At 45.1% G+C, this 12,672-nt stretch carries 12 protein-coding genes; 4 read left to right on the top strand and 8 right to left on the bottom strand.

The features are described 5' to 3' along the window. Positions 1-16: 16 nt before the first annotated feature. The gene (locus tag AB4323_RS12805) at positions 17-583 is read right to left on the bottom strand and encodes a helix-turn-helix domain-containing protein (RefSeq protein ID WP_017070515.1); all 567 of its coding nucleotides are present in this window, start codon (positions 581-583) and stop codon (positions 17-19) included. Between the two features lie 99 nt (positions 584-682). Between AB4323_RS12805 and AB4323_RS12800 the strand changes: the two genes are divergently transcribed. Beyond that, positions 683-1,876, top strand: a complete 1,194-nt coding sequence (locus tag AB4323_RS12800) for a benzoate/H(+) symporter BenE family transporter (RefSeq protein ID WP_102333938.1) — start codon at positions 683-685, stop codon at positions 1,874-1,876. A gap of 113 nt (positions 1,877-1,989) precedes the next feature. Here the strand turns inward: AB4323_RS12800 and AB4323_RS12795 are convergent, their stop codons facing one another. Beyond that, entirely contained in the window at positions 1,990-2,973 is a 984-nt protein-coding gene (locus tag AB4323_RS12795) for a hypothetical protein (protein WP_102333937.1), read from the bottom strand. Between the two features lie 431 nt (positions 2,974-3,404). Here AB4323_RS12795 and AB4323_RS12790 point away from each other — a divergent pair, with 431 nt between their 5' ends. Continuing rightward, positions 3,405-3,791 carry a hypothetical protein gene (locus AB4323_RS12790; RefSeq protein WP_102333936.1) on the top strand — a complete coding sequence of 129 codons (387 nt, stop codon included), beginning with the start codon at positions 3,405-3,407 and terminating at the stop codon, positions 3,789-3,791. A gap of 147 nt (positions 3,792-3,938) precedes the next feature. Here AB4323_RS12790 and AB4323_RS12785 read toward each other — a convergent pair whose 3' ends face one another. Then, positions 3,939-4,871 carry a LysR family transcriptional regulator gene (locus tag AB4323_RS12785; protein WP_372100343.1) on the bottom strand — a complete coding sequence of 311 codons (933 nt, stop codon included), beginning with the start codon at positions 4,869-4,871 and terminating at the stop codon, positions 3,939-3,941. Positions 4,872-5,136: 265 nt separating this feature from the next. Between AB4323_RS12785 and AB4323_RS12780 the strand changes: the two genes are divergently transcribed. Together AB4323_RS12780 and AB4323_RS12775 are read left to right on the top strand one after the other, a co-directional pair. Beyond that, complete coding sequence (locus tag AB4323_RS12780) at positions 5,137-5,904, top strand: glycine betaine ABC transporter substrate-binding protein (RefSeq protein ID WP_102333934.1); 768 nt, start codon at positions 5,137-5,139, stop codon at positions 5,902-5,904. Between the two features lie 156 nt (positions 5,905-6,060). Then, positions 6,061-7,086: a zinc-binding alcohol dehydrogenase family protein gene (locus AB4323_RS12775; protein WP_102333933.1), complete on the top strand. Its 1,026-nt coding sequence runs from the start codon at positions 6,061-6,063 to the stop codon at positions 7,084-7,086. Positions 7,087-7,208: 122 nt separating this feature from the next. On the opposite strand, the gene AB4323_RS12770 is transcribed toward AB4323_RS12775, so the two are convergent. From AB4323_RS12770 to AB4323_RS12750, 5 genes are all read right to left on the bottom strand, one after another. After that, on the bottom strand, positions 7,209-7,820 hold the full coding sequence (locus AB4323_RS12770; protein WP_372152639.1) for a CIA30 family protein: 612 nt from the start codon (positions 7,818-7,820) through the stop codon (positions 7,209-7,211). Positions 7,821-7,875: 55 nt separating this feature from the next. Beyond that, on the bottom strand, positions 7,876-8,142 hold the full coding sequence (locus AB4323_RS12765) for a DUF3081 domain-containing protein (protein ID WP_017062438.1): 267 nt from the start codon (positions 8,140-8,142) through the stop codon (positions 7,876-7,878). Between the two features lie 274 nt (positions 8,143-8,416). Next, positions 8,417-9,619, bottom strand: coding sequence for a type III PLP-dependent enzyme (locus AB4323_RS12760; RefSeq protein ID WP_372058154.1), 1,203 nt, complete (start codon positions 9,617-9,619; stop codon positions 8,417-8,419). Continuing rightward, on the bottom strand, positions 9,612-11,477 hold the full coding sequence (locus tag AB4323_RS12755) for an IucA/IucC family siderophore biosynthesis protein (RefSeq protein WP_372152637.1): 1,866 nt from the start codon (positions 11,475-11,477) through the stop codon (positions 9,612-9,614). The genes AB4323_RS12760 and AB4323_RS12755 overlap by 8 nt, the downstream gene beginning before the upstream one ends. Then, on the bottom strand, positions 11,449-12,666 hold the full coding sequence (locus tag AB4323_RS12750) for an MFS transporter (RefSeq protein WP_372152636.1): 1,218 nt from the start codon (positions 12,664-12,666) through the stop codon (positions 11,449-11,451). Before AB4323_RS12750 ends, AB4323_RS12755 begins: the two co-directional genes overlap by 29 nt. Between the last annotated feature and the right edge of the window lie 6 nt (positions 12,667-12,672).

Genomic DNA, 12,672 nt, shown 5'->3' with positions numbered 1-12,672 from the left:
AGCACCAAATCCGGCACTATTGCTTGTTATTAGGGTAGTGAATCACATTATGAAATACGGCGTTTCCTTCACCGATATTTTTGTAGGCATGGGTCTGGTTGGCATTGAAGCGAACGGCTTGTCCTGCGCGTAACGTATGCCACTCATCATCAAACATCACGGCCATCTCTCCTGAAATGCATAAGATGTGCTCAGTGACGCCTGCGTTATGTGGGGCGGATTCATGCTGGTAATCGGGTGCTAGGGTGAGTTCGAATATTTCAAATCCTAGTGCTTCCTCAAAAGGAAACAACAAACTGACGAAAAAGCCAATGTTGTATTCCTCATGTCTTAGTTCGTTTGCATCTCTGAATAAACTCGTCAGTTCACTGTTTGGGCTAGCCGCGATAAAGCTCGAAAGTGACACCTCAAATCCAGAAGCTATCTGCCAGAGCTTAGCGACTGTCGGGCTGGATTCTCCACGTTCAATTTGTCCTAACATTGCTTTACTCACGCCTGTTGCTTTCGCTGTTTTGTCTAAGCTCCAGCCTTTTTCTTGGCGAAGGCGTTTCAAGTTAACGCCGACTTTAATTTCTGTTTGCATATTTTCTCTACAAGTTTTTCAAAAATTAGTTGTGCGTTATAGCGCACGGGTGCTAAGTTCAGTCTATGGACGTTATAACGCACACAGGAATAAATTAACATGACTAAGCTAAAATTTTCTCACGTCAGTACCGGCTTTATCGCTGTTTTCATTGGTTATGCGAGCGCCGCGGCGATTATTTTCCAAGCGGCAATGAGTGCTGGAGCAACCGAAGAACAAGTGGCGTCATGGTTTTGGGCGTTGGGGGTTGGCATGGGCGTAACCACAATACTGCTCTCGTTTCATTACAAGAAGCCTGTGGTTACAGCGTGGTCGACGCCTGGAGCGGCGTTGTTAATCACATCTCTTGAAGGGCTGACAATGAATCAGGCAGTAGCCGTGTTTTTGTTCAGTTCGATGTTGATCACGTTGGTTGGATTGGTGGGGATATTTGAGAAAGTCCTAAAACAGATCCCAACATCGATTGCCTCAGCGATGCTCGCGGGGATTCTATTGCAATTCGGTTTGGGTTTGTTCACGTCGCTAATGGAAGAGGCACAAGTCGTAGCGGTCATGCTCGCTGTATTTATTCTGGCGAAAGCGCGGTTAGGAAATTTACTGATCCCAAGCATTTTCATCATCGCATTGGTCATGTGTGTGGGTTTTGGCAAACTCGATGTTAGTCAGGTGACTATGGGATTAACGACCCCAGTGTTCATTTCGCCCGATTTTGAGTTCTTTTCGTTGTTTAGTGTTGGTATCCCATTGTTTATAGTGACGATGGCTTCACAGAACTTACCGGGATTTGCGGTTCTAAAAGCGAATGGATACCAAGTTGATTCATCGAAGATCATTACCACCACCGGGGTAACAGGTTTGATCTTCGCACCGTTTGGTGGCTTTGCGTATAACCTTGCAGCGATTACGGGCGCTATTTGTATGGGCCCGAATGCGGATAGTAACCCCAAGACACGTTATATGGCTGGGATCTGTATGGGCGGGTTTTACTTGTTAGCTGGTGTGATGGGGATGTCATTTGTGTCGCTGTTTAGCGCCGTACCCTCCGAGATTGTCATTGCGGTTGCTGGCTTAGCGGTGATGCCCACCTTGATGAATTGCCTTGCGGTATCAATGGCAGACAGTCACTACAGAGAACCCGCACTGCTTACTTTCTTATTCACCGCTTCTGGCACCAATTTACTGGGAATCGGTAGCGCATTTTGGGGTTTGTGCATCGGGTTGTTTTGTTGCTGGTTACATAATTACAAAGCTAAGTCGCGTGGAGCAAACAAGACTTCGCAAACTTCGTCGTAATCAAGCTACCCAAGATTAGGATCAGGTTCGCTGTAAATTAGAAACATCAGCAAGTTGTTTGAGTAGTAAGCCCAGTCATACTCGTGACTGGGCTTGCTTACAAAGGAATAAAGCTACTTAACTTCGTATCTCAGTAGCACTTCATTATCGAGAACGACATTTGTCGACCAGATAAAGCTTGCGCCAGCACCACTGAATTTTTCGATAAAGTTCATGTACGCTTTTTTATTGTTCACGCCAATATCGTCTTCTGAATATACCGATGCTAGAGGCCAAGATGTTGAATCGAACTCTTGGTTCATCCAGTTGGTTGGTGTTTCCCAATGAGCGGCGTAGGCATCTTGACCGTGGTCAGTTCCTTCCGTGGTGCAGCTTTCAGAAAGACGCTTCCCGTCCACTTCACTCAAACAAGTCAGGTCATAAATCGGTGAGGTATAAAAGGTTTGTGCTTGCCAGTCTGGACCTGTCACGGTTCCGTCACTAAAGCTCGCGATAAAGCCACCATCACCAGCGTGGTATGCCTTTCCGCGGTTATCTTCGCTGCCAAGACCTAGGTTTTCTTCCCAATCAATCACTTTCACCGCAATCGTGTAAGGCTTCTTCACCTTAAATTTGACGATGTTTGAGTTAAACGGTGTGAAAGGAACGGTGTCTACCGCGATTAACTTGCCGTTGATATAAAGTTCGAAATAGTTATCGGCAAAAATATAACCTGTTATTTCCTCACCGTCTTGATCCACAACAGCTACCGGTACAGAGCTTTGATCGACTTCGGCTAGGCTGCTTGGCGTGGTGTTTGAGCACTCTTCATAAAGATCAAAGGCTTTCGGCCCTGTCGCAAAGTTGTTCTTGGCTGGAACCGTCCAAACCTTTCCTTCTGAGTCCATAATTTCCCCGACGCCCGCCACTCGGCTACGTCCGTTTGCACACTCAAAGAGATTCGATTCAACAGTGGTCGCCACACCTTGAGTAATACTCGCTGAGCCTTGGTAATCACTGATGTTGCTGACCGAAGGCGTATCTGATGATGGTGAGCAGCCTGTAGCGAGCAAAGCAACCGATGAAAGGGCAAGGGCTTGATATTTTTTGATGATCATTGATTGGGTATCCTAAATGGGTGATTTAAATAAGCGTGGTTCAAAATAAGCCAAGTGCAAGTAAGTTAATTGAAAACAAAGCTATTTCAAACAAATCCGAGCTAAGTAGCTAAGTAGCTAAGTAGCTAAGTAGTTAAGTAAGCCGTGAACTCATAGCTGATAGCTGGAACGACGAAACTAAGCAAGAGCCAAAGCAATTGTGAGGTACCACGCTTATTATTTGATGAGGCATATATTACCCGTACAAATGTAAACAAGCGTAAAGCTGAGTAAGCATGCGCAAAACAGCGCTTTTATAGGATGATCACATCAGCTTGCGCGGAGCTTGAAAAAATACTTAGAACGAAGCGGTTTCAGGTTGTGATTGAGATAGTATTTTGCTACAAAACGCGCATAATCTCGCTATACAACATTTAAAGAAGAATTTACCTATGACTACCTTTCAATACTACTTTCACCAACTGCCTTGCTTCGACTGTAAAAAAACGACAGTAAGTACTGATCTTGGTTGGTTAACGCCTGCGATGAAAGACGATGCTATCGCACAAGTGACAGCAACACTTGCCCAAGGCGAGGTCACTCCTGATCTTTCAGCGGACGTGGTTTGTACGAAAGATGAAGCGCGTGAGTATTTACTACTGAACTTCTTCGGTTATTCAGAAGAAGAGCTAGCAAGCGGAATCGAAGCGGATGATGAAAAAGAAGTGGTAGACGAAATCGCAGAGCTAGTAGAAGAAGGTAAAGACACCATCACCTTCGAACATGAGATTGCTCTTCAGTGCTGTGCAGACTGCGATGTTGAAGACGAGTCAAACTAAGCTCTTGTATTAAGAGTATTAAACTAAGTACTCTTATTAAGGTTCATCATGAAGCTATGATGTTCTAATGATGAAAGGCGTTAGCGAATTGAGTTCGCTAACGCCTTTTTTGTCTCTCTGTTTCTTATCTTTAAGCGGCATTCAATCTTAAGATGTTGTGCTTTCTATGATGCCTTGTTTGCTCAGTTGCGAAAGGATCTCAGCGGTCTTCTCTCTGAATAAATCTCTCAGTAGACGCACAGTCGGGGTGATGGATTGACGACTTGGACACACTAACCACAGCTCGGTAGGGGTCGGCTTAAACTCAGGCATGACTTTAACCACTTCGCCTGAAAGCAGATGACGTGACATGTCTAGACAAGATTTTATTGCCACTCCTCTACCCGCGATACACCAACGTCTTACAAGGTCAGCGTCGTTCGAAGCTCGGTTCCCTTTTAGTTTCACTTTATGATCTTGAGTGCCATCGTTGAATATCCACTCGTCTTGCAATATGTCATGAAGTTGGTAGAGCAAACCATTGTGTTGAGTTAAGTCACTCGGGTGTTTTGGTGTTCCCATTTCAGCCAAGTATTCAGGGGCCGCACACAATATTCTGGGTACATCGCAGATTTTAAAGCCATACATGTTGGCATCAGTCGGGGAGCCATAACGCAGCGCCATATCGACGGAATCTCGGTAGAAGTCGATATTGCTATCGCTGATGCTAGTACGAAGCGTCGCCTTTGGGTATTCAAGCAAGAACTCATCTAACCAAGGTGTGATTAGGTTTCGTCCTAGATCAGAAGAAAGCGCGATGCGAATTTCACCGTCAACAATACCAAGCTCTTCTCTCATGTTGAGTTTCGCTTGCTCCAACATTTTTAAGGCTTGTTCACAATCAGGTAAATAGCGTTCGCCTGCTGAAGAGAGCCTTAGGTGGCGCGTGGTTCTTACAAACAATTCCGCCCCCAGAGCCGCTTCAACACGTTTGACGGCAGCGCTTGCGGTAGCCGTACGCATGTCTAGGTTGGTGGCTGCTGCGGTGATACTACGAAACTCCGCCACTTTCAAAATGACCTGTAAGTCTTCAAGAAGCATATTATCTACCTGTATTGAATTATGTTCTAACATGGTGTTGGGATATTTCCCCATCACAATCTGCAGATGGGTTATCTCTGCTTATCGCTTCTAAGTTAGCTTCAAACACTTAATTGTCAAAATTAATTTGATAATAATTCAAATGTGAGGCTGTTTTTCATTAGTAATTTTCTCACTATCATTTCCCATATCGACAACGTAGCGCAGTACACATCGTATGGACGAAGCCTACGATCTAGGGGATAAGATGACTAAGAAAATCATAATGGGTGTAACGGATTTGTCGTTCCACCGTACGACCGCATCATTGGTTGCCAATGTATTGAAAGCCATGGGCTTTGAGGTAGAGCGCATTTTCTCTCCACATCAGGAGAACTTTGAAAAGCTGAAAACAGGCCAAGTGGATATGCTTTCTTCTGCGTGGTTGCCATCAAGTCACGGTATCTACAAAGTGGGCGTTGAAGAAGTTGAGCCGCTTATCGAGCTTGGGCTTCATTATGAACCTTATGCCTTGTGGGGCGTACCAGACTATGTGCCTGAAGCGGCGGTTTCTGAAGTCTCTGATTTATTAAAAGCCGAAGTGGTCGAGAAAATGAACTCGACCATCCAAGGCATCAACCCCGGCGCTGGCATCACACGCTTCTCTATCCAGATGATGAAAGACTATGGCCTGAGCGATGCCGGCTACCAGTTCTTTCCTGGCAGTGAAGACGATTGTTTCAGTGCCTTTGAAAGTGCAGTGGTAAACAAAGAGTGGGTGGTAGTGCCACTGTGGAAACCTCAGTTTTTGCACTATCGTTACGATATTCGTGAGCTCAAAGAGCCAAAAGGCTTACTCGGAATTGTTGATAGAGCGGTACTTCTTTTAAGAGATGACAAGAAGCATCTGTTCAGCGAGCAACAGATTCAGAAGTTGGATTCCCTACGTTTCTCGAACGACATCATCGCAGAGCTGGATTACAAAGTTTGCCGTGAAGGTAAACCACAAGATCAAGTAACACATGATTGGTTGATTGAGAAAGGCCTTATTTAACCTCTAAGCCGTTGGCAATGCAGTTAGATGTCTGCATTACCCAGATAGCGGTAACACCATTATCAAAAAATATTTGAGAATCATTCAAATATTAGGCGGTTTATCTAGAGTGAGAATTGACTAAGATTAACTCGTCTAATTCAAGGAGAAAGCACAATGTCAGTACCATCAAAAATGAAAGCTATCGGATTTACTCAATCACTTGCGATTACAGAGCAACACAGTTTATTTGAGTTTGAAACGAGTCTGCCAGAACTAAAAAATAATGACTTGCTGGTAAAAGTGAGCGCGACTTCTATCAATCCTGCTGACGCTAAAATTCGTATTCGTAATGCCAAAGACAAAACTCTTGAGCAGCCAAAAGTGCTGGGCTATGACGCAGTCGGTGAAGTTGTTGGCAAAGGTGCTGACGTTGAAGGCTTCAAAGTCGGTGACCGTGTGTACTATGCAGGTGACGTAACTCGTATGGGCGCTAATGCCGAATACCAAGCTGTGGACTACCGTATTACCGCTAAAGCGCCGAAGAGCCTTTCTGATGAAGCTGCAGCCGTTATGCCACTAGCAACGCTTACGGCTTGGGAAGCATTGTTTGACCGCTTGCGTGTTCGTCCTGAAGAGAAAAAGTCTATCCTGATCATTGGTGGAGCAGGCGGTGTTGGTTCAATTACGATTCAACTGGCTAAGCAACTGACCAACCTAAATGTTATCGCAACAGCTTCAAGACCCGAAACTGAACAGTGGGTAAGGGATATGGGGGCGGATTATGTGGTGAACCACCGTAACCTTGTCGAGTCTGTGCGAGAGCAAGGCATTCAACATGTCGACTACATTTTCAATGTTGCAGACACAAAAGGGCACTGGGATGCGATGGTTGAATTGATCGCACCGCAAGGCATGATCAGTTCGATTGTTGAATTTGATGGTGGCATTGACTTGTCAGCGCTGCAAGGCAAATCAGCAGGCTTTGTTTGGGAGCTGATGTTTACACGTTCACTGTTTAACACCGAAGATATCCAGAAGCAGCAAGACATCCTATTCCAAGCCGCGAATCTGATTGATGCGGGCCGTATTAAATCGACGCTAACCTCGACCCTAAATGGCTTTAGTGTGGAAACACTTAAAGATGCACACCAACGTATTGAAAGCAGTGCCTCGATTGGTAAAACAGCTATCAAATACTAATTGCTGATGTTTTAATCCGCCGTTGTTTTGAATTGTTGACGGTTTAAATAGAAGAAGCCCCTGATATCTGATTGCTAGTCAAAAGGTTTCAGGGGCTTTTGTTTGTTTTCAGTTTAGTCAGTTTAGTCAGCTTCTGGTGATGTGATAGGTTTCGATGTTCTGAAGTGAAGCTGTATTAGGTCTAGCTCAAAAGGCGAGGGCTCTTTGTCCGCAATCAAAAAAACGATTTGTTTGATGTCTCGTGCCTTAAGTTCCGGCGCATCGCTCAGTAGCCGACCTCTGAACACAGCTTGAAAATCATTGAAGTGGAACACCTTGTTAAGCCGCACTCCCTTTATCGTAACGAAATCGTGTTTGTATTGAACTCGATTACCATCTTTCGATGTTGTGAGCCTCAGTTGGTAGGTGCGACCATCACCAACGAAAACTAGCTCTGCGCTATCTATTTCATGGGCTGGTGATTCAATGGAGCGCTTTACAGAACTGAAACCACCATTGTTTTCTAACGATAGCTCGCCCCTAAATCGACTCATATCATCAAGATAAATGAGCCCGCCCGTTGAGATGCCACCCATTACATCGTCGTTGGTCGCTGTCCAATTCTTGTGTTCGTTCGGTTGTATAAAATCAATCATACCTATGCCTGCTACAGATACTTGAGACCATAAAAAGGAGAGGCTGAGTACTAGCCAAAAAGGGTGTCTTCGCTTAAGCAATGAAGCCGTTTCGTTCATGATTGTCTCCGTTAGCCGTTAGCCGTTAGCCGTTAGCCGTTAGTCTGTTCGCGTTTTATGGAGAAGGTTCAGTGGCAAGCATACCCATACAATGCTCAATAAATTCAGAGTAATTTGAAGCGTTGTCGTACTCGATTTTCAATGAACCATGAAACATCAGCGTCACTGTTACGTCTTTATAGCTTAGCCAACAGGTATAACCATCATAATCATGCCAAGCCGCCATTTCGCCCACTTGATATTTATTGTCCAGTTGCTCGCCAGAGGTGCGAATGCACTCAAACACTCTGAGAAACTCAATAATGGTGATTCTGTTGTCCATGTATCACTCCCGCTGCGCAGTCGATGAAAAATGCTAAGTGCTTGTATTCGAATTAACTACGGTTTGGTTCTGCATTACGATCACTGTGGGGGGGCGGTTGCTCAATCACTGCAGCTGTTTTGCAAAAGGGCTAAGATAAACAGAAGAAAGGCGTTAGTAGACTTGAGTTTACTAACGCCTTTTTATTTGGTGACTTTTTATTGAGTGCCTTTAGCTGGCTCTATGGAGTTTCAACTCAAACTATCAGTTAGAAATCATAGAGCACAGCGGATGCCTAGAAGTAATGAAACACCGGAGGTTCATGCATTAAGAAGTTTTGATGCGAGATGTTCCAAGCATAAGCGCCTGCTAGCGTGAACACCACATAGTCACCGATGTCGATGTGATCGATATTTTGATTCCGTGCCAGAACATCTTTTGGGGTGCACAACTGACCGACTAGTGTGGCTGTAGTCTGGTCTATTGGGTTTGAAATAGTGGGTTGCTGATTACTTTTCACGATTGCAAAAGGGTGGTCATGGCTTTGCGCTGCCGGAGTACGGAAATGATGTGTGCCTCCGCGAGCAATCACAAAGTTCTCACCGAGATTTTGTTTAATGTCTAACACCTCCATCACGTAGTAGCCACAAGGTGCTGAGATGTAGCGCCCGCACTCAAAACGCAGTGTCCAATCTTGTAGTTGTTCTTTGGCAATCAGAAATTCCAATTTGTCACAAAACTCTACCCACGGAAAATGTTGTTTCTGATCTTGATAATTGATTCCCATACCGCCACCCAAGTTGATCGTAAGATCTTCAAGTGAGTATTCTTCTTTCCATTCCTTCACTACTTGGAAATAGCGTTCCATCAAAGCTAAGTGTCGACCGACTTCAAGCTGGTGTGACATCAAATGGAAGTGAAAGCCATTCAACTTGATTAAGGGGAAATCGCGTAGGTACATCAAGGCATTACTTAACTCACTCTCATCGAGGCCAAACGGGGTGGGCTTTCCTCCCATGGCTAATTTGCTAAGTGTGATGTCACCAATGTCTATGTTCATACGCAGGAAGATCGGAGCAGGTCGATTCAACTTTTGTGTTAAAGAACCAATGCGTTGTAACTCAGTGAGGCTCTCTACATGAATCGCATCAACATCGAGTATAATCGCTTGATCTAACTCACTGGGCACTTTCCCTGGGCCACCAAAGATCAGTGGTTTATTGAGTTGTTGCTGGTGGAGGTGTGCAAGCTCTCCGCCTGATGCTGCTTCGAAACCATCAACATAAGGGGCTAAAGTGCGTAATATCGGCTCTGAAGGATTCGCTTTCGCGGCGTAAAATAGCTCTACGTTTTTTGGCAATACATGGCGCATCTGCTTAATGTGCTGCTCCAATGCATCGAGATCATAAAGATAAGCACATAATGGTTGCGTTTGTTGTTTGGCCAATTGCTGGATTTCTTGATGGATAGAGGCTGAAAGTTGAGGAGAATTAAGCATGGTGAACTCCTTTTGAATGAGTTGGCCACGGTGCTGCAACTTGGGTGTAACCGGACTCTTTATCGGCATTTTGCATCAAACGTGTTGTGAAGTTATTTTTGCTTGGAAAATGACCATCGTTAAGCAATGCCATTAGTTCGGGTTGCTGGCCATTGATAGACGTCCAGCGGACGATAGCGTCTTTTAAAGTTCCCCATAACGTATTCTCAAGTGCCGAGTTACCCTCAGCGATAAAGAAAATGGCCTCGCTGATATTGTTAATGAAGGTGCAATAGCCAATACGGTTCCAACCTTGCTCACGGCTGTAGTACACCGATTGACGAGCACGCTCTGAAAGTTGCTGAAGTGTTTCTGATGGCCAAAATTCGCGTAGTAGCTTGGTACCTTCTAAGTCTCGAATCCATACACAGCAAGGCATGCCTTTTTCAAATCCAATCAACGTATTTTGTAAGTGCGGTTCAAACGCAACCCCATGTTTGAAGTAGTAGTTAAAGACGCCCGGAATCAAACAATGCAGATAGCGCTCAAACCACAGCGTGGCGACATTGTCATATTGGCTTTGTGTTGTTTGCGCTTTTTGTTTGAGTTGAGTGGCGATGCAGCTGTTCCCGTCTGTATCGTAAGCAAAGAGGGCTCCCGCTAACGTTGGTTGCAAAATATCGGTTTCGCTTAAGGTGAAATTCTCTCGATACAAAATACCAAACGACTCGCGAGCTTTAATAACATCAGTTTGTTCCTGCTCGGCAACCGACTCTAGATCCAATGTGGTCGCGTAAGGTTCAGTCATTACCTTGAATACAGGATTACGTAACTGTTCACTCTCTTTGATGGGATGCAGAATCGAGGTTAATTGAACGGCACTATCGAGCTCATACCATGCGTTTTTACGTACGCAGTTAGTTAAACGTACATTGATAGAGAACTTAGCAAACCAATCCATATCTGGGTGGTACAGAGTGCGCACGGATGAAGTGGGTAAGAGTTTTTCACCACCTAATCCAAGCGGGATGATTTTGCCTTGTTGAATGGCCGTTTTGACCACTGGGTTTTGCAAAAGTGTGTAACTTTCCCAAGGGTGGCAAGGGTAAAGCATAGTACCTGCGGAATTGTTTTCATCAGGTGCAAGTTGTTCAAGCATGGTCGTTGGTGAGGTTCGGTCATCTGAACTCAAGACGTCGAGCAACGCGGTGTCGACCTTAAACCAATATAGGGGAACCTTAGCGCCAACCTCAGGGGAACACGCTAGCAGATCATCGATACTGACCCCTGAGCGACTCTTTGGCGTTGGATGAAAAGTATGTCCCCAAAGTAACGATTGCTCTGATGCGATAAACGCGTTGTGATGCTGAGGTGAGTTGTCTGAGTTTAGGAACTGCTCGGTAATCAACAAACTGTTTTCCATTTGCTCGACCAACTCGTGATTGAATGGAATCGTCAGCATTTCTTTTAGGTAACTGAGTAGATGCGTCAGGGTTTGAGTTGCGTCCAATTTGCACCAAGCTGCACCGGGCATTTTAGCCCAAGGTGTATCACTGAGCTTCACTTTCCCCAGTTTACTGGTGTACTCAACGGGTAAAACCATCAGACCATTTTTCTGAGGTTGATCTTGGTGAGGTAGGTGAATGGCCACGCGTTGGTGAGCGTTGTAGTTTCTTTTCAAAGTTTGAGGCAGAGAGGCAGAACTGTAGCGCCAATTAACCTGTTCATTGGGTATCGCGTATTCACGCAAGTAACAGTTCACCACGCCCATGATGGTATTGAGTTGGGCTTTTTCTCGGTTTAGCAGTACTTTTTTACGATTTTGAAGAGCTTGGTCTTCAGCGTAATGTTCACTTGGAGATAATTGAGTCTGTAACATGTTGATGTCCAAATTTTGAATGGATGATCAGCGCGATAGCAGCAATGCCACTGACCAACATAGAAAGTATGAAAGGAAACTCAAGCCAGCCCAAGCTTGATATAAAAGACGCGCTCAACCCAGCCGCAACGCCACCCCATTTAGACATAGCGTCAAAGCGCGAAAATACTTTGCCGCTTTGTCGTCGATCAATTTGGTTTGCTAACGCTTGATGCAAGCCGTGATAACAGCAAACCATGCCAAGTCCGAAAACAATACGAGCAATAATCAACACTTCTTGATAAGGAGTGAGATGCATTGCTGTACTGAGTGAAAGCAAACCAAAGCCTAACCATAAAGTACGCTGCGCTTGATTACGTTCAAACTGGTGGCGATCAACCCATTCTGAGAACAGATGGACTTTTCCTGCAAAGAGCAGATAAACACCATGTGGGAGGGCATATAAAAACCCAATCCACGCTTGGCTTGTCACTCCATATTGCTGCACATAAGGCGAGAAATAGGGGAACGTGACGACCATGGCGAAAGCAAAGCTGAACTGCGCGCCAAACACCCAATAAAGCGTATTTAACGAGTTGGTTTGGCTGCTTTGAGCTTTATTCGATACCTGATCTTTTACAATTCCCTTAGATTTCGCTAAGTCATCGATGGGTAATGTTAAGGTGATCAATAGCGCGAATAGCGGCAAAGCGGACAACCACAGATACGCGTTCAGCGGGTTTGTTTCTGATAAGCTCCAGCCAAGCCCTATCGGAGCAATAATTAGCGCCAGACGGGCAGAAAGCTGAGTTTTATTGAGTGACTTACCGAGTGATTTCGCATCGTTGATTTGGCTGGATAAGTAGCTGTTTGAGGCGGCCATGGTGCCACCAAAGGTTCCTTGAATGATAAGACCAAACACAAACATTGAGAGATTATCGGCTAAGCCACACAGCGCGAAGCCTACTGCAAGCCCGAGTTGAGCACGTAATAGAGAGCGACGTCTGCCATATTTATCAGCAAACTGCCCCCAAAAGCGTGCCGCAACGGCAGTGCAAAAGGTCGGCAAAATGAACAGTACCCCCGCCCAATCCGAAGTAATGTTTGCATCCAGTGTTGGCAATACCATTGGCAAAAACAGCGGCATGCCTAAGGCTGCAAACGCGGCGATAAAGTGGCTTAAAAGTACACAATAGATGAGTTTGGTCATGATGGG

Source organism: Vibrio sp. 10N.261.52.C11 (genome assembly GCF_041471405.1).
Taxonomy (GTDB): Bacteria; Pseudomonadota; Gammaproteobacteria; order Enterobacterales; family Vibrionaceae; genus Vibrio; species Vibrio crassostreae_C.
The sequence above is the reverse complement of the archived record's forward strand: the minus strand, read 5'-3'. Positions and strand labels throughout refer to the sequence as shown.

What these genes read in the sequence shown, in the direction of transcription:
- AB4323_RS12805 (WP_017070515.1), bottom strand. Translation starts at nt 583, where the DNA reads ATGCAAACAGAAATTAAAGTCGGCGTTAACTTGAAACGCCTTCGCCAA.
- AB4323_RS12800 (WP_102333938.1), top strand. Translation starts at nt 683, where the DNA reads ATGACTAAGCTAAAATTTTCTCACGTCAGTACCGGCTTTATCGCTGTT.
- AB4323_RS12795 (WP_102333937.1), bottom strand. Translation starts at nt 2,973, where the DNA reads ATGATCATCAAAAAATATCAAGCCCTTGCCCTTTCATCGGTTGCTTTG.
- AB4323_RS12790 (WP_102333936.1), top strand. Translation starts at nt 3,405, where the DNA reads ATGACTACCTTTCAATACTACTTTCACCAACTGCCTTGCTTCGACTGT.
- AB4323_RS12785 (WP_372100343.1), bottom strand. Translation starts at nt 4,871, where the DNA reads ATGCTTCTTGAAGACTTACAGGTCATTTTGAAAGTGGCGGAGTTTCGT.
- AB4323_RS12780 (WP_102333934.1), top strand. Translation starts at nt 5,137, where the DNA reads ATGGGTGTAACGGATTTGTCGTTCCACCGTACGACCGCATCATTGGTT.
- AB4323_RS12775 (WP_102333933.1), top strand. Translation starts at nt 6,061, where the DNA reads ATGTCAGTACCATCAAAAATGAAAGCTATCGGATTTACTCAATCACTT.
- AB4323_RS12770 (WP_372152639.1), bottom strand. Translation starts at nt 7,820, where the DNA reads ATGAACGAAACGGCTTCATTGCTTAAGCGAAGACACCCTTTTTGGCTA.
- AB4323_RS12765 (WP_017062438.1), bottom strand. Translation starts at nt 8,142, where the DNA reads ATGGACAACAGAATCACCATTATTGAGTTTCTCAGAGTGTTTGAGTGC.
- AB4323_RS12760 (WP_372058154.1), bottom strand. Translation starts at nt 9,619, where the DNA reads ATGCTTAATTCTCCTCAACTTTCAGCCTCTATCCATCAAGAAATCCAG.
- AB4323_RS12755 (WP_372152637.1), bottom strand. Translation starts at nt 11,477, where the DNA reads ATGTTACAGACTCAATTATCTCCAAGTGAACATTACGCTGAAGACCAA.
- AB4323_RS12750 (WP_372152636.1), bottom strand. Translation starts at nt 12,666, where the DNA reads ATGACCAAACTCATCTATTGTGTACTTTTAAGCCACTTTATCGCCGCG.